The organism is Streptomyces sp. JB150, from assembly GCF_011193355.1.
In the GTDB taxonomy this organism is placed as follows: Bacteria; Actinomycetota; Actinomycetes; order Streptomycetales; family Streptomycetaceae; genus Streptomyces.
This window is the reverse complement of record NZ_CP049780.1, coordinates 625283-640508: the sequence shown is the minus strand read 5'-3', so window position 1 is coordinate 640508 and position 15226 is coordinate 625283. Positions and strand designations below refer to the sequence as shown.

Sequence of the window (15226 nt, the reverse complement as noted above, 5' to 3'; positions counted from 1 at the left end):
CCTGAACTACTTCCCCTGAGACCCATCCGTCCCGGTGTCCACGTGTCCAGGTCAACGGGGGAGCTTCAGTGCAGCCTCACAGTGACTCCTATGACGCGTCCAACCTCTGCCGTGCCGCCTCCAGAAACTCCGCGCGCTTCTCGGGAACAGAGATGAGGGCGGCATATGGTTCCGAAGTCTCTGAGTGGTAGCGCACCAAGGCGCTTCGCTGTACGTCGGTGAGTCTTTCAACCTGGGCCAGCGAAGCGCGTGCCGTGTCGTAGGCCGATACAAGCTCCCGTTGCCGCTGCTCCTCACTTGCGTGTGACGAAGACCGCACGGCATGAGTCAGGTCCCAGAGCGCGCGCCATGCCTCCCGCAATCGCTCGCCGGAGTCACGTTCGATTCTCGCCATCGCCAGTTGTGCCCGGTTGTACTCGGCCGTGACACGCACTGCGCGTGTGTACCCCTCCACGGCGGACAACAGTGACTCAGCGACCTGCGACATGTCCGGGGACTCCAAGTCGAGGACATACTTTGCTGCCCTGGCGCGGTTTAGGGCCTCCTCGGCTGTGGACCAACGCGCCTCGAGCGTCGTGTCCTCGGTATCGTCCACCGGATACCTGATCCCCTCCACCTCCGCCGTGGCCAGGAGGAAGGCGACGTACGCGTCACGCCGTAGGCTCCGGCGCCATTGGTCGTGATTTTTGGCGGCTGCAGCAGCCACGGCTTCCAGTGCCGCCCCGGCCTGCGCAAACGCGCCTTCGAGTGCGGCAGCAGCCTGGACGGAGGCACCTTCGGACGTGGCCCCAGCCTGGGCAAGTGAACCCTGTCTCTGCCACCGGCCGACGACGAAACCGATGAGCGCGGCTAGCAGGCCGCCCATGGCTGCCAGTACCGCCGTAATCTTCTCAAGATCCACGCTGCCATCATGCCGTCCGACACAAGCGCCTGGACGATGTTCGGACGATCTGCCCGACGCCCGCCCCGCCAGTCCACTCCTGTTGCGCGCGGAGGTGCGCCCGCTTCCTCACGGTGATCCCTGACGCCCTCTATGTCAGTGCGCCGGGAGACCGTCCTCATCACGCTGAGGTGAGGGGAGAACCATGGCGAGGAACGCCCGGGCCGAGCAGCTACGGGAGTACGGCCGGTCCGTGCTGGAGGGTGCCCGGTCAGAACAAGTCCAGCGCTTGGCGCGGCAGGTGAACGCAGTTTCGTACGCGAGCGCACGGGAGTACGCCGGCCGCTCGCCCTTCGAACTGCTGCAGAACGGCTACGACGCGCATTCGAGGGACCGCAGCGACGGACGGGTCCACGTTCTGCTGGATGAAGCGGAGGGCAAGTGGGGGACGTTGTACGTCGCCAACGGTGGTAGCAGGCTGCACGCAGCGGGGCAGTGCGCCGTCGCCCCCGACGGTCTCCTCGGGAAGTATCGGCCTCGCCTCGATGAGCCGCGTGCAAGGATGTCGCTCGTGACCGGATCGTCTTCCTCGCCTGTCGCCGAGGGCACGCCTGGCGACTTCGGACCGGGTCCCCGTGCCGCTGCCGTGCTTGTGTTCGGGTCCTCGGCCGCGGTCCTGGTGGTCGAGATCGTGGCTTTGCGGCTGCTGGCTCCCTACCTCGGTCTCACCCTCGAGACCAGCACCATGGTGATCGGGATCGCCCTCACCGCGATCGCCGTCGGCTCCTGGCTGGGTGGGCGCATCGCTGACCAGGTCGATGCACGCCGGCTCCTGGGCCCGTCGCTCGGCGTGTCGGGAGTGGTCGTGGCGCTCACCCCGGCCGTTCTGCGCACCACCGCGGAGTGGGCACCACCGGTGCTGCTGTTCATCGCGTCGCTGACCATCCTGGTGCCGGGCGCGCTGCTCTCCGCAGTGACGCCGATCGTGACCAAGATGCGTCTGACCAGCCTCGCCGAGACTGGAACGGTTGTCGGCCGGCTGTCCGGTGTCGGCACCGTCGGTGCCATCGCCGGCACTGTCCTCACCGGTTTCGTCCTCGTGTCGCGGTTGCCGGTCAGCGGCATACTGATCGGCCTCGGCACGCTGCTGGTGCTCGGCTCGGCGCTGGTCGAGTGGCGAACGCGCGGGTGGAGCGGCACCCCTGCCCTGACACTCGTGGTCGTGGCCGGCGGCCTCGCCACCGTGGTCGCGCCCGGTGCCTGCGACACGGAGACCAAGTACCACTGCGTACGGGTCGTCGCGGACCCCGACCGGGGCAGCGGCCGGACACTCGTTCTGGACGGCGTGCGGCACTCCTACGTCGACCTCGACGACCCGACGTTCCTGGAGTTCACGTATGTGCGCGCCATCGCGTCGGTGGTCGATGCCGCCTTTCCCGGAGGTGAGCCACTCGCTGCCTACCACCTGGGTGGCGGCGGACTCACTTTCCCCCGTTACCTCGCGGCCACGCGGCCCGGGACGCGCAGCCTGGTATCGGAGATCGACAGCGGGGTCGTGCGCATCAACCGCGACCGACTCGGTCTGGGATCACAAGCCGGTATCGACGTACGTACCGAGGACGGCAGGCTCGGCCTGCGGCGACTGGACTCCGGCAGTCGTGACCTCGTTGTCGGCGACGCCTTCGGGGGCGTCAGCGTGCCGTGGCACCTCACCACGGTCGAAGCGATGAAGGACGTACGGCGGGTGCTCGACGAGGACGGCCTGTACGTCGCCAACGTCATCGATCACGGTGGTATGGCCTTCGCACGTGCCGAAGCAGCCACTCTCAGCGAGACCTTCGAGCACGTCGCCCTCGTCGGCGAAGCCGCCGACATCGGCCTCGACCCGGCCGCCGCTTCCGAGGGCGGCAATCTGGTGATGGTCGCCTCCGGCCGACCGGTCGACCTGCGCGCGGTCCAGGATGCGCTGGACGCCCGGCACACCGGCTGGAGGATCGCGACCGGTGACGACCTCGCCTCCTGGATCGGCGATGCCCGACCGCTCACCGACGACTACGCACCCGTCGACCAGCTCCTCCAGCCCTACAGCCCGCGGAGCGGCCAGTGACACGACACGCGTCCAGGCCCTGCCGGCGCACCTGAACCGGCGGACCTGTCGCGACGATGACGTTCCGTCCGCAATGCCCAGCGGTCGGGGACGGTCTCCTGCCCCCCGTCGCAGGCCGTCCTGACGTCCAGCACAACGGGCGGCCCGGCGAAGGTTTCCGTCACAGCACCAGGAGCGCGGGAAGCTCCGTCGGGGCAGGGTGACCACATGGGTCCCCTGCCCCGACGGAGCTCGGTCGGCCGGGCGGCGGGTTACCGGCGCCCGGCAGAGGTCGGTGCCGTGAGCGGCGCTCCCCGGCTCAGCCGAAGTTCACGTCGCTGCACCACATGTAGGCCTGGTCGAGGTGCGAGGCTTGCCAGATCACGAACAGGATGTGGTGTCCGGTGTAGCCGGAGGTCTGGACGGGGAACGAGATGTTCTGCGCCGGGGCGAAGCGGCCGGTCTGCGTGATGAAGTCGAGGTTGCCCCAGCCCAGGGTCTGGGTCTTGGGGTCGAAGCCCTGCTTGCTCACGTAGACCCTGAAGTAGTCGGCACCGTGGGACGCCTGGTCGTACAGCTGAACCGTGAAGTTGTTGCTGACGTTGGTCGTCTTCCACGGCCCGGGCTTGTTCAGGCTGGCGTTCCTCGAGAGGTTGTTGCTGCAGAGCGTCCCGTCGGGGGTCCGCGCCTGGAACTGGCCACCGAGGCCGTCGCGGAGCGCGCTCATCCAGTTCCACATGGTGTCGGGGTTGGCCTGGAAGGCCTGCCAGCACATGGGGTCTTGGGTCTGCATGGCCGGGTTGGTGTGGTTGCTGCCCCACGTCTTCCAGCACTGGTACGCGCGGGTGGCGGGGCTGACGATGGTGCCGTGCGCCTGAGCGGGGGCCGACCAGGTCAGTGCGCCGGCAACCACGGCGAACAGCATGACGAGCGCCTGGAGAGGCCGGCGGAGGGACGACCGCGAGCGCCCGGTCAACGGACTCTGTTTGCGCATGTGGGGGGACTCCTTCCAGTTGCGGCACTGTAATGGGAGCGCTCCCAACGGTAGGCCCTCCGGGTGAAATGTCAATGAAGCAAACACAGTTGATTACCGGGGTGGGCGGCGAGCAGGGGATCTGCCGCGAGCGGATCGACGCCCGGGTCCGTTGCACGGACGATGGACGTCGGCCAACTCGCCTTCGCTGTGCCAGAAATGAGCCAGCGAAGCCTGAAATTCGCGGTCTTGCAGATCTGGACCAGCAGGGGAGACTGCCTTCACGACCGGGTCCGCCCGGTCCCCGCAGCACCACGCCAAGCAGGTCGGTCCACCGTCACTCCAGCGAGATGAGGTCTCATGCACCGAAACCGAGCCGCCGTCAGCGCGGTCGCCGTGATCCTGTTCACCGCCGGCCTCGCCGTCGGTCCGGCAGCCGCCACCACCGAGGCGAAGGCCCGCGTCGGAGCCGACTGGACAACTCAGTCGATCGTCTTCACCGCCGCCGCAGGGCAGACCAACGACCTCAGCATATTCTCCATGTACACCAGCGACGGGATCCGGCGGATCGGCTTCAGCGACGTGGTCCCGCTCGAACCGGGCGACCACTGTGCGTACTCCAGAGCCGAGGACACCACCTCCGTCGTCTGCGAACTGCCCGCCGACAGCCCTCGGCCCGACCGGATCGACGTCTTCCTCGGCGACGGCAACGACACGATCGCCGCCTTCACCCCCGGCATCGGCACCGTCAGCGGTGGCGCCGGCGACGACGAACTGCACGCCCACACCGCACGCACGGTGCTGGGCGGCGCGGGGAACGACATGGTCATGGGACCGGCCGCCCTGCACGGCGGCGACGGCATGGACCACCTGATGGGGGACAGCAGCGACCAGCAGATGTGGGGCGGCCGGGGCGACGACATGATCGAGGGCTACGGCGGTGACGACACCGTGCACGCCGGCCCCGGCGACGACCACGCCATGGGCGGGGACGGCCGCGACATCGTCCTCGGCGGCCCCGGCAACGACACACTGGACGGCGAAGGCGGCGACGACCTCGTCTGGGGTGGCACCGGGAAGGACGCCCTCGAGGGCGGGCCCGGCCGCAACATCGTCCTCCCGTAGTGCGCCGCTGTGGCCGAAGGTCCCGGCCCGCTGCGCGAACAGCGCCGCGGGCGCCGAGCCACCGCCGCCGCCGGGCGGGGTCGTCCGCGCTGCGGCGTGGGCCGACGCACGCGGGCGAGCCGGTCGCTGGTCCCAGTGGGCGGTGGCTTCCTGCGCGACGTGGTCGCGGCGTGCGCCCGCCATGGGAGGGGCAGGGACTACGGGACTCGGCGGTCGGTCACCTGACTGTCCCGGTGGACCTGGTCGGCGGCCTCGCGTGCGGTGCGGGCGAAGGCGCGGACCAAGGGCGTGGTGCCGCTCTTGAGCCAGACAGGTGCCCAGTCGACGGACGGGGCGTCGGAGAAGGGGATGTACGTGATGTCGGGTCGGCCGTAGAAGCGGGTGACCTGGGCGCCGACGATCACTGCCCCGCTTCCGCTCCCGACCAGGTGCAGGGCCTCCTGGAACGTCTCGAAACGCGGCCCGCTGCGGACGGGCCTCCCCTCCGGGGTGCGTTCCGGCCAGCGGTCGGAGGGCCAGTCGCCCGGCGACGCGCCGGCCAGCCGCAGCAGGGGTATGTCACCGAGGTCCTCCATGACCACCGCCGTGCGGCCGGAGAGCGGGTGCCGGGACGGCACGGCCAGCATCCGGGCCTCGGAGAAGACCACGGGGCCGACGGTGATGTCGGACGCGGCGAGCGGCAGGCTGGTGACGAGGACGTCCACGTCACCGGCGCGCAGCCGCTGGAGGGCCTCCGCGACCTGGGTCTCCCGGGCCCGGACCAGGCAGTCCGGCTCCTGCCGGGCGAACAGGTCCGCCGCCCGGTGGACGACCTGGCCCGCTGCCGCGCCGACGTAACCGACCCGCAGGGTGCTGCGGGCGCGGCGGACGGCCGCCACCGCGCGGTCCATCGCCGTCCGCAGCTGTTCGTACGCCGGCCGGACGTCCTCGTAGAGCCGCAGACCGAGGGGCGTGAGGCGAACGCTGCGGTTGGTCCGCTCGAACAGGTCCGCGCCGACCCGGCGTTCCAGCTGCTTGATCGTCTGGCTGACCCGGCCGGTGGTCACGTGCAGACGTTCGGCGGTGCGCCCGAAGTGCAGTTCCTCGGCCAGGGTGAGGAAGGCCTCCAGTTCCAGACGTTCGAACACGGGCGCTCCTGCGGTGTTGAGTGGGGCTAAACACGGGTTGCCGTATCGGGCGTTGATCGGCCGGTTGCCGGCGGGCAGTCTGCCAGACGGCGATGTGCCGCGTTGACCTGCTGTGTTCACGTGCTGTGTTCAGCAGCTGTGTGCAGTGCAGTGCTGACGACGGCGCACGCCCGGGGCGTTGCCGCTGACGGTCGCCGGGAGGCCGCAGCCGGCCGGTTCGCGGCGGCCCGGCTCCGGACCGGGCGCGCTCGCTCCGCGCCGGCCGCACCCGCGAGCCACGAGAACTCCGGGCCGAAGGGCCCCGCACCAACGAGAACGGGAGAGTCACATGGGGGAGACGATCATGCGTGCGATCGGGCAGGACGGCTTCGGCGGGCCCGAGGTCCTGCGACTGGTCGAGGCGCGGCGTCCGGAGCCCGGTCCGGCCGAGGTACTGGTCCGGGTACACGCGGCCGGCGTCAACCCGACCGACTCCTGGCACCGCGCCTCCGGGGGACTGGCCGGCACACTGGTCCGGCTCGGCTGGGACGTCTCCGGCGTGGTCGAGGCGGTCGGTCCCGGAGTGACCACGCTGGCGGCCGGCGACGAGGTGTTCGGCCTGCCGCGCCACCCGCTGCCGGCGGGAACCTACGCCGAGTACGTGACCTCGCCCGCCCGGCACCTGGTCCGCAAGCCGCGCGGCCTGACCCATGCGCAGGCCGCGGCGCTGCCGCTGGCCGCGCTCACCGCCTGGCAGGCGCTCGTCGACGTCGCCGAGGTGCGGCCGGGGCAGCGCGTCCTGATCCACGCGGCGGCGGGCGGCGTCGGACACCTCGCCGTCCAGGTGGCCAAGGCACGCGGCGCACACGTGATCGGGACCGCCCGCGCGGCCAAGCACGCGTTCCTGCGCGGCCTCGGCGCGGACGAACTCGTCGACTACACCGAGACCGACTTCGAGACGGCGATCGAACCGGTCGACGTGGTCGTCGACGCGATCGGAGGCGCCTGCGGGCCGCGCTCGCTGCGCGTACTGCGCCCGGGCGGCGTGCTCGTCTCCCTCGCCTCCCCGGCCGAGGCGTATCTCGCGGACGAGGCGGCGGCCCTCGGCCGGCGCGCCGCATTCATGATCGTGGAAGCCGACCAGGCGGGCCTGCGCGAGATCGCGGCACTCGTCGACGCGGGCCTGCTGCGCCCCGAGATCGCCGCGGTGCTCCCGCTGGCCCAGGCGGCCCGGGCCCACGAACTCGGCGACTCCCGCCGGACCACCGGCAAGATCGTCCTGTCCGTCACCGACTGACCGCCCCCCGGCGGTTCACGCGTCCGGGCGGATCACCGCGCGGACGCAGCCGTCCGTCTTCTCCTTGAACATGTCGTACGCGCGCGGCGCCTGGTCCAGGGAGAGGGTGTGGGTCGCCAGGTGGGCGGTGCTCAGCTCGCCGGTCGCCAGGCGGTCCAGGAGCATCGGGATGTACCGCTGGCCGTGCTGCTGCGCGCCCCGCACGGTCAGACCCTTGTTGATCACCGCGCCCAGCGGGAACTTGTCGACCGCGCCGGCGAAGACACCGAGGACGAACACCGTGCCACCCTTGCGGCAGGCGTGGATGGCCTGGCGTACGGCGGTGGGGCGGTCCGTCTGCAGGCGCAGTTGCTGTTTGACCTGGTCGTAGAGGTGCACGGGGCTGTCGCTGTGGGCTTCCATGCCGACCGCCTCGATGCACACGTCCGGCCCCCGGCCGCCGGTGCGTTCGCGCAGTTCGGCCCCCACATCGGTGGCGGTGTAGTCGATGACCTCGCTGCCGATGTACCGCTCGGTCATCTCCAGCCGTTCGGGAATGCGGTCGATGGAGATCACCCGCTCCGCGCCCAGCACGATCGCGGCGCGTGCGGCCATCTGGCCCACCGCCCCGCAGCCCCACACGGCGACCGTGTCGCCCGGCTTCACGCCCGCCAGGTCGGCGCCCATCCAGCCCGTGGGCACCGAGTCGGACACGAACAGGGCGCTGGTGTCGTCGACGCCCTCCGGGACCGGGAAGGCGCCGTAGTCGGCGAAGGGGACGCGCACGTACTCGGCGTGGCTGCCGCGCAGGCCGCCCATGGCGTGCGAGTAGCCGAAGATGCCGCCCGTGTCGGCGCCGAACAGGGCCTGGCCGACACCGGGGTTGGTGTTGGTGTTGTCGCACAGGGACCACAGGTCGTGGGCGCAGTACCAGCACCGGCCGCAGCCGACGAACGAGGAGACCACCACCCGGTCGCCCACCCGGTGCTTGCGTACGCCGGAGCCGACCTCGACGACCTCGCCGAGGAACTCGTGGCCGATGACGTCACCTGAGCGCATGAGCGGGATGTAGCCGCCGATGAGATGGAGGTCCGAACCGCAGGTGGTGCCCGCGATGAGCCGTACGATCACGTCCTGGTCGTTGCGCAGTTCCGGATCGGGCACCTGCTCCACGGCGAGCTTGTTGACGCCTTCCCAGCACAGGGCCTTCACAGCACTCCCTCCCCGCCCGCGCGGCGACTCAGCAGACCGACGAGCTTTCCGCCCGGCGTGTCGTGGGTGGTGGGCGGCGCGTCGGGGCGCAGGACCTCACCCGCCTCCAGCAGCGACTTGGCCTCGCGCAGGGCTTGGCGCAGGTCCTGCCGCGGGTCCGCACCGGCGAGCCGGGCCGGCACGGAGTACGCGGCGTCCGGCTCCGTCTCCCGCAGGCGCACCGCCAGTTCCGTGCCCCGGTCGCCGGGTGCCGGGCGGACGCGCGTCTCGATCCGGTCGCCGTACTCCCGCAGCGGGGACGGCAGCTCGTCGGGCCGCACCTCACCGGGTTCACGGTAGATCGTCACCGTCAGCCACCGGTCTCCGGCGGATTTCGCGGACGAACGTGCCTTCGCGCGGCGCAGCAGGACGGCGGTCCCGGCGGCCAGACCCGCGGCGGCCGCCGTCAGCGATTTCCCAGCGGGAGTCATGGGGGATCACATCCTCGGGAAGCGGAGTGGGGGGTGCGGGGGAGTAGCGCGTGCGCCGGTGGGCCCCGGTGTGCGGCGAGTACCCCGACCGCGTCGCCCTATCTCTCCCCGGCACACACCGCCTGAGCGGAGTGCGAGCGGGGCTGCGGGTTACCCGTGAGCCGTCCGCGTGAGCCGTCCGCGGCGACCGGCAACACCGAGGGAACCGGAGGAACCGAATGATCACGTCTGAGCACGTCAAGGCCCTGCTGGAGTCCGACGCCGACGAGCCGGTCCTGGTCGTCGTGGCCGGTGCCGCCGCCGTCGTACCGGCGTCGGCGCTCACGGACGAGCGGTGGCGCGGGGCGGCGGAGGTCATCTCCAGGGAAGACCTCGTCGCCCGGCTCGACACCGACGACGCGTCCGGGCGCGACCTGGAGGCGATCGCCGCGCGCCTGGACGTCGCCGTGACCCAGCTCGGCGCCTGAACCCGCGGGTCTACGAGACACCTGCGCGCCTGCGACGTACCGGCGGCTTACGACGTACCGGGCGGGTCGCGCAGGATGTCCGTGGTGATGTCCGGCAGCGACCTGCCGGTGCGGAAGGCCTCGGCGCGCAGGAGGGCGAGGGCGTCCTCCGGGGTGACCCGCCGCCGGGCCGCCAGCGCTCCGACCGCGCGCCAGGTGTCGAACCAGTGGGCGCGGACGACCGGCTCCGGCTCCCACGCGGGGGCCTCGTTCCCGGTCAGCAGCATCTCGCGGGTCGGCATGAGCGCCGCCGTCACGGCGTCGGCCACGTCGGCCGCCTGCTCCAGGGCCTCCTCGTCGAGCGCGCCGGGCCGCGTCGCCAGCAGGTCGACGGACCCGAGGACGTAGTCGCCGAAGAACAGCGGGAGCGCGTAGACGGAGCGCACCTCCGGCAGCTTCTCCCGCGTCATCGCCCCGAACAGCGGCCAGGGCGTCAGCTCGTGCCGCAGGTCGTTCACGGCGACGGGCTCGCCGGTCCGCGCGGCGCTGACGCAGGGTCCCTCCGCCACCGTGAACTGGATCTCCTCCAGCTGCAGGGCGGCATCGTCCGACGCGGCGAGCAGCTGGCGGGAGGGGGTGTCGGTGAGCAACGACAAGGTGGCACCGTCCACGCCGAGCCCTTCGCGCACCGCCGCGCACACCCGCCGGGGAACCTCCGCACCGGGGCTGCCCGCCGCGGCTCGCGCGACCAGCCGCGCCGCCTTCGTCACCTCGGCGGTCATGCGGCGGGCGGGCGCACGTCGGCGATGACGAAGCCGCTGCGCGGTCGTGCCGGGATGCGCCGCAGCGAGATCGTCAGGTCCTGCTCCGGAACGGTGTACTCCAGGCGGGCCAGCCGTGTCGCCAGGGCCTCCAGCAGTCCGATGGTCATGCCCTCGCCCGGGCAGCGGTGCCCGTGCCGGGGATCGCCGCCGCCCTGCGGGATGAGTTCGTCGCGGTCGACCGGCCGGTCCAGGAACCGTTGCGGGCGAAAGGCGTACGGGTCTCCCCACAGCTTCTCGTCGTGGTTCTGCCCGTACACGTCCAGCAGCACCATGGCGCCGGCCGGCACGTGTTCGCCCTGCCAGGTCAGGTCGGAGACGGCCCGGCCGCCCAGGAACGGGGCGAACGGGTAGAAGCGGCGGACCTCGTGCGTGAACGCCGCGGCCCAGGCGGCGTCCCCGCCGCGCAGCCGCTCCCGGTTCTGCGGCCACCGGTGCAGCGCGTGCGCCGCGAAGGCGACGAACCAGCAGACGGCGACGGTGGGGCGGATGACGTTGAGCAGTTCCACCGCGGCCGTCCGCGGCTCCAGTGGCTCCGGCGGCTCACCGGCCGCGTGCGGGTGGCGGCAGATCCGGTCGAGGACCGAGTCCGCGGGGGCGGTCACCGCGCCCGACCGGACGTCCTCGACCAGGCGGGCCAGCCGTGCCTCCTGCCGGGCGCGGGCACGCCGGGCCCGCCAGTGGCGCGGCCCCAGGGTGGCGAACCCGTCCACCATCGCGACCAGGTCCCGCGCCGTCGGCTCGGCGTCGTCGTCGCTCAGGGGGATCCCCGCCCACCGGCAGACGCCTCGGGTGAGCACCACGCTCGTCTCGTCGAGCAGTACGACGGAGGAGCGGCCGGCCCACGTGGGGGCCGCCTCGTCCCACGCGGCGGTGACATGCTCGACCACCCCCGCGATCCGCTCGACGCCCAGCAGGGGCAGGAACAGGTCCTTGCGCACGCGGTGGGCGTCCCCGTCGAGGGTGTGGACCGCCCCGTGGCCGAACAGGGTGCTCAGCACCGGGCCGGGGACGGCGTCATGGCGGCGCACGTGTCGCTCGTCGTAGAAGAACCTCACCGCTTCCGGGCCCCGCACGGCCAGCGCCGGACGGCCCATGAGGCGGGTCCGCACGACCTGGTCCGCGCTCCGCCTCATCCGGTTGGGCAGCCAGGCGTACCCCTCGGCGAGCGCGGGCAACGTGTGATCGACGAGGGGGCGGTGAGGTGCGTTCATGGCGCACGGGTGCCCCTGCCCGCCGGGGGCGACACCTCGGCCGGCGACGAACCGCCCGGTCACCCGCCTACGGGTTCCCGGTGGTCTTCCGGGCCTGCCGGGCGATGTCCTCCAGTACGGCCTCGGGTTCGGCGGACGGTGCGACCGCCTTGCCGATGTCGGGCTTGATGACGTCGCTGACCTGGAGCCAGGACGGTTCGTTGACCGGGTACAGCCGGGCACCGCGCAGTGCGGCGAGGAACTGCTCTCCGCTGGGGTCTCAGTTCGCGGTTGTCGGCGTGCTTGAAGGCCATCATCCAGTCGGCGACGCCCACGGACGGCGGGGCCTGTCCGTCGCCCAGGGTGTCCGACACCGGCATGCGCAGGGTGCCGACCTCGATGCCCTTCGGCCGCGCCTCGTGCAGGAGGGACGGGTAGCCGTTGAGCATGCCGACATCGCCGCGCAGGAACGCGGCGAAGGCGTCCTGCCGGTCGAGCCGGGCCGGCGGGACGGGACCGGTCAGGCCGGGGGCGACCAGGTTGTCCCTGATCCAGCGGAACGTCTGCGTGTTCCGCTCGGACGCGAGGCTGTAGCCGCCACTGTCGTCGGCGTACCCCCGCCGTTGCTCAGCTGCCAGATCAGAGCCTCGGCGTGCGCCTCCTCCGGGCCGAGCGGCAGGGCGTACGGGTACGCCACGCCCCGCGCCTCGAGCGCCTGGGCCGCGGCCCTGAGATCCGACCAGGTCTTCGGCGGCTGCGCCCCCGCCTCGCGGTCGACGTCGGTCCACGGGTGGAGCATCACCTCGACCTTCGTGCCGGGGTGGGCGGCGGTGAAGGCGGCGGTCAGCTCGTCCCAGTACGCCTTGGAACTGGTCGAGGGGCTGTTGCCGTACTCGGGCGCCACCAGGCGCAGCGTCGTCCTGTCGGCGCCGCCGCCGGACGAGCCGCAGGCGGTGACGAGGGAGGCCAGCAGTCCGAGTGCGGCGATGGAGGCGCGAGCGCCGGGGAATCTTGGTCGCACAGATGGGTCCTCTTGCCTTTTCTGGACGGTGCGGCCGGAATTCTGCCCCAGCTCAGGGGGGTATTGCGGCCCCTGATCAGTGGTTGTGGTCATTGCTCCAACCACGACGGTTGGGGCTGGTGTCTTCCGATATACCGACGTCGATGACGACGCGCGTAGAACCTTCCGCGGTGTCCAAGGCGATTCCCGGACGGAGTATTGACCGGGCGGATCCCGCACCGCCCGCCGACTGTGGTGCACGCCGAGGCCCCCGGCATCCGGCTCCGCTCCACCCAGGCCCCGTCCACCGTGGTGGACGACACCGCGACGCTCCTCAGCGCCACCGACGGCCTGCTCATGCCGCACGGAGTGATCAGTGACTTCCCCGCCACCGACCTCGACGACGACCGCTGGGTCTTCCTCGTCGCCGACGACCACCCGAGCGCCGGCGACCGGCTCACCCGGCAGGACCTGGCCCAGCTCCCGTGGGTCACCTACCAGCGCACCTACGACGTCCCCGCCGTACGGCAGCTCGGCATGCGCTGTGGTGGCACCCGGTGCACACCCACGACGCGGCCCACATCTGGCCGCGGAAGACGGGGGCGCGGGTGGGCGCGGGACTGCCGCCCATTCCCGCGGACCTCGCCTGAGCACCGCGCGGGCCCGGCGCACCGCGTCCCCGGCCCGCGGGTGCGCATCCCCGCACCGGGTACTCGCCCTGGCGTCGGGACGCGGCCGGGCGCGCCCGCGCGAACGGAGAGGGAGCGGGCCATGGTGGAACGGACGCGGAAGGAAGAGGCCCGCGCCGCGCGCCTGCGGGAGATCGCCGCGGACGTGTTCGGCTGGGACACGCTTCTGCCGGGCCAGCTCACGGCCATGGAGTGGGTGGCCGCCGGCGAGGACGCCCTCGTCGTCATGCCGACCGGATCCGGCAAGTCCGCCGTCTACCAGGTCCCCGCCCTCATGCTGTCCGGGCCGGTCGTGGTGGTGTCCCCCCTGCTGGCCCTGCAGCGCGACCAGATCGCCGGGCTGCCGGACGACGACGCCGCCGCCGGGGCCGTCGCGGTCAACTCCGACGTGGGCGCGGCGGCGACCGACGCCGCCTGGGAGGCGGTGCGCCGCGGCGAGGCCCGTTTCCTGTATCTGTCCCCCGAGCAGCTCGCCAAGGACGAGGTGGTGGAGCGGCTGGCGCAGACCCGGCCCGCGCTGTTCGTGGTGGACGAGGCGCAGTGCGTGTCCTCCTGGGGCCACGACTTCCGCCCCGACTACCTGCGACTGCACCACGCGGTGCGCCGGGTGGGCAGACCGCCGGTCCTGGCCCTGACCGCCACCGCCGCCCCACCGGTGCGCAGGGAGATCACCGAGCGCCTCGGCATGCGGCGGCCACGCGTGATGGTGACCGGCTTCGACCGGCCGAACATCAGGCTGGAGGTCCACCGCTTCCTGGACGAGGACGACCGGCGCCGCGCCGTCGTCGAACGGGCCGCCGCCGAGCCCAAGCCGGGCATCGTCTACGCCGGGACCCGCAAGGACACCGAGCACTACGCCGCCGAACTGGCCGCCCTCGGGCTGACCGCCGAGGCGTACCACGCCGGACTGCGCGCCGCCGAGCGGTCCCGCGTCCACGACGCCTTCCTCTCCGGCACCGCCGACGTGGTCGTGGCGACCTCCGCGTTCGGCATGGGCATCGACAAGGAGGACGTACGGTTCGTCCTCCACGCGTCGCTGCCGGGCTCCCTGGACGCCTACTACCAGGAGATCGGCCGTTGCGGCAGGGACGGCCGCCCGGCCCTCGCCGTACTGCACTACCGGCCGCGGGACACCGGGATGCAGACCTGGTTCGCCGGCCGCACCCCGAGCCGCGAGACCCTGTCCGACGTGGCCGACGCCGTCCACGACGACGACGGCGACGACGCCGCCGGGCTGGACGAGCTGCGCGAGGAGACCGGCCTGTCCAGGAACCGGGTCACCGCCGCCGTCAACCTGCTGGAGGAGGCCGGCGCCGTCGCCACGGGCGAGGACGGGGAGATCCGGCCCGCCCCCGGCATGACCCCCGGCCGCGCGACGGAGCGGGCCGCGCGGGCCGCGCAGGCACACCGCCGCACCGACCGGTCACGGGTCGAGATGGCCCGCGCGTTCGCCGAGACCACCGGCTGCCGGCGGCACTTCCTGCTCGGCTACTTCGGCGAGGAGTACGAGGCGCCGTGCGGCAACTGCGACCGCTGCGACGAGGACGACCCGCGCACCGCGGTGAGCGCCGCGAGCGGACCCGAGGAGCGGCCCGTCCACCCGGCAGCGGCCCGCTATCCCGTCGGGACCGAGGTACGGCACGAGCAGTGGGGCGACGGCACGGTGCTGAGCGAGGACCGGGACCGCATCACGGTGCTGTTCGACCACGCCGGCTATCACACCCTCTCCCTGGAGGCGCTGGCCGCCCGCGACGGCCTGCTCACGGTGGTGCGCCGGCCCGGCGCGGACCGCCCGGAGGCATGACGCGCCCCCGCCCCGCCCGCCCCGGCCCGGGCGGGCGGCCGCCAGGAGTCGCCTCCCGCTGTGTGGGTACGCGGAAGCGCGCCCGACGGCGCCCGGGCGGCGGACCGGCCGCCCCCGGCGAGAGGCCCCTGCGAACCAAGGACCG

12 protein-coding genes and 2 pseudogenes are annotated in these 15226 nt (G+C 72.3%); 6 read left to right on the top strand and 8 right to left on the bottom strand.

Going from position 1 to position 15226, the window contains the following annotated elements; all coding sequences use genetic code 11:
• Positions 1-88: 88 nt before the first annotated feature.
• Positions 89-901, bottom strand: a complete 813-nt coding sequence (locus G7Z13_RS02990) for a hypothetical protein (RefSeq protein WP_165995764.1) — start codon at positions 899-901, stop codon at positions 89-91.
• A 550-nt stretch (positions 902-1451) separates the two neighbouring features.
• Here G7Z13_RS02990 and G7Z13_RS02985 point away from each other — a divergent pair.
• The gene (locus tag G7Z13_RS02985; protein ID WP_166004562.1) at positions 1452-2987 is read left to right on the top strand and encodes a fused MFS/spermidine synthase; all 1536 of its coding nucleotides are present in this window, start codon (positions 1452-1454) and stop codon (positions 2985-2987) included.
• 298 nt (positions 2988-3285) lie between these two features.
• On the opposite strand, the gene G7Z13_RS02980 is transcribed toward G7Z13_RS02985, so the two are convergent.
• Complete coding sequence (locus G7Z13_RS02980) at positions 3286-3891, bottom strand: lytic polysaccharide monooxygenase (protein ID WP_166004560.1); 606 nt, start codon at positions 3889-3891, stop codon at positions 3286-3288.
• Between the two features lie 408 nt (positions 3892-4299).
• Here G7Z13_RS02980 and G7Z13_RS02975 point away from each other — a divergent pair, with 408 nt between their 5' ends.
• Complete coding sequence (locus G7Z13_RS02975; protein WP_165995762.1) at positions 4300-5064, top strand: calcium-binding protein; 765 nt, start codon at positions 4300-4302, stop codon at positions 5062-5064.
• A 197-nt stretch (positions 5065-5261) separates the two neighbouring features.
• On the opposite strand, the gene G7Z13_RS02970 is transcribed toward G7Z13_RS02975, so the two are convergent.
• Positions 5262-6191 carry a LysR family transcriptional regulator gene (locus G7Z13_RS02970; RefSeq protein ID WP_165995760.1) on the bottom strand — a complete coding sequence of 310 codons (930 nt, stop codon included), beginning with the start codon at positions 6189-6191 and terminating at the stop codon, positions 5262-5264.
• Between the two features lie 343 nt (positions 6192-6534).
• Between G7Z13_RS02970 and G7Z13_RS02965 the strand changes: the two genes are divergently transcribed.
• On the top strand, positions 6535-7467 hold the full coding sequence (locus G7Z13_RS02965; protein WP_165995758.1) for an NADP-dependent oxidoreductase: 933 nt from the start codon (positions 6535-6537) through the stop codon (positions 7465-7467).
• A 15-nt stretch (positions 7468-7482) separates the two neighbouring features.
• On the opposite strand, the gene G7Z13_RS02960 is transcribed toward G7Z13_RS02965, so the two are convergent.
• Both G7Z13_RS02960 and G7Z13_RS02955 read right to left on the bottom strand, forming a co-directional pair.
• On the bottom strand, positions 7483-8658 hold the full coding sequence (locus tag G7Z13_RS02960) for a zinc-dependent alcohol dehydrogenase (protein WP_165995756.1): 1176 nt from the start codon (positions 8656-8658) through the stop codon (positions 7483-7485).
• Positions 8655-9128 carry a hypothetical protein gene (locus G7Z13_RS02955; RefSeq protein ID WP_165995754.1) on the bottom strand — a complete coding sequence of 158 codons (474 nt, stop codon included), beginning with the start codon at positions 9126-9128 and terminating at the stop codon, positions 8655-8657. The genes G7Z13_RS02960 and G7Z13_RS02955 overlap by 4 nt, the downstream gene beginning before the upstream one ends.
• Positions 9129-9346: 218 nt before the next feature.
• On the opposite strand from G7Z13_RS02955, the gene G7Z13_RS02950 reads away from it, so the two are divergent.
• The gene (locus G7Z13_RS02950) at positions 9347-9595 is read left to right on the top strand and encodes a hypothetical protein (protein WP_165995752.1); all 249 of its coding nucleotides are present in this window, start codon (positions 9347-9349) and stop codon (positions 9593-9595) included.
• A 47-nt stretch (positions 9596-9642) separates the two neighbouring features.
• Here the strand turns inward: G7Z13_RS02950 and G7Z13_RS02945 are convergent, their stop codons facing one another.
• The 3 genes and pseudogenes from G7Z13_RS02945 to G7Z13_RS02935 all read right to left on the bottom strand — a co-directional run bounded on the left by G7Z13_RS02945 (position 9643) and on the right by G7Z13_RS02935 (position 12561).
• On the bottom strand, positions 9643-10356 hold the full coding sequence (locus tag G7Z13_RS02945; protein ID WP_165995749.1) for a GAF and ANTAR domain-containing protein: 714 nt from the start codon (positions 10354-10356) through the stop codon (positions 9643-9645).
• Positions 10353-11609, bottom strand: coding sequence for a cytochrome P450 (locus tag G7Z13_RS02940; RefSeq protein ID WP_165995747.1), 1257 nt, complete (start codon positions 11607-11609; stop codon positions 10353-10355). The genes G7Z13_RS02945 and G7Z13_RS02940 overlap by 4 nt, the downstream gene beginning before the upstream one ends.
• A 67-nt stretch (positions 11610-11676) precedes the next feature.
• A pseudogene (locus G7Z13_RS02935) lies at positions 11677-12561 on the bottom strand (extracellular solute-binding protein).
• A gap of 282 nt (positions 12562-12843) precedes the next feature.
• Between G7Z13_RS02935 and G7Z13_RS02930 the strand changes: the two are divergent.
• Positions 12844-13238, top strand: a pseudogene (locus tag G7Z13_RS02930) (LysR family transcriptional regulator); the annotation flags it as partial.
• Between the two features lie 121 nt (positions 13239-13359).
• On the top strand, positions 13360-15081 hold the full coding sequence (locus G7Z13_RS02925; RefSeq protein ID WP_165995745.1) for a RecQ family ATP-dependent DNA helicase: 1722 nt from the start codon (positions 13360-13362) through the stop codon (positions 15079-15081).
• Positions 15082-15226: the final 145 nt, after the last annotated feature.

Excerpts from the sequence above, each read along its gene's own strand:
- G7Z13_RS02975 (WP_165995762.1), top strand. The coding sequence starts at position 4,300 with ATGCACCGAAACCGAGCCGCCGTCAGCGCGGTCGCCGTGATCCTGTTC.
- G7Z13_RS02955 (WP_165995754.1), bottom strand. The coding sequence starts at position 9,128 with ATGACTCCCGCTGGGAAATCGCTGACGGCGGCCGCCGCGGGTCTGGCC.
- G7Z13_RS02945 (WP_165995749.1), bottom strand. The coding sequence starts at position 10,356 with ATGACCGCCGAGGTGACGAAGGCGGCGCGGCTGGTCGCGCGAGCCGCG.
- G7Z13_RS02980 (WP_166004560.1), bottom strand. The coding sequence starts at position 3,891 with ATGCTGTTCGCCGTGGTTGCCGGCGCACTGACCTGGTCGGCCCCCGCT.
- G7Z13_RS02940 (WP_165995747.1), bottom strand. The coding sequence starts at position 11,609 with ATGAACGCACCTCACCGCCCCCTCGTCGATCACACGTTGCCCGCGCTC.
- G7Z13_RS02965 (WP_165995758.1), top strand. The coding sequence starts at position 6,535 with ATGCGTGCGATCGGGCAGGACGGCTTCGGCGGGCCCGAGGTCCTGCGA.
- G7Z13_RS02925 (WP_165995745.1), top strand. The coding sequence starts at position 13,360 with ATGGTGGAACGGACGCGGAAGGAAGAGGCCCGCGCCGCGCGCCTGCGG.
- G7Z13_RS02950 (WP_165995752.1), top strand. The coding sequence starts at position 9,347 with ATGATCACGTCTGAGCACGTCAAGGCCCTGCTGGAGTCCGACGCCGAC.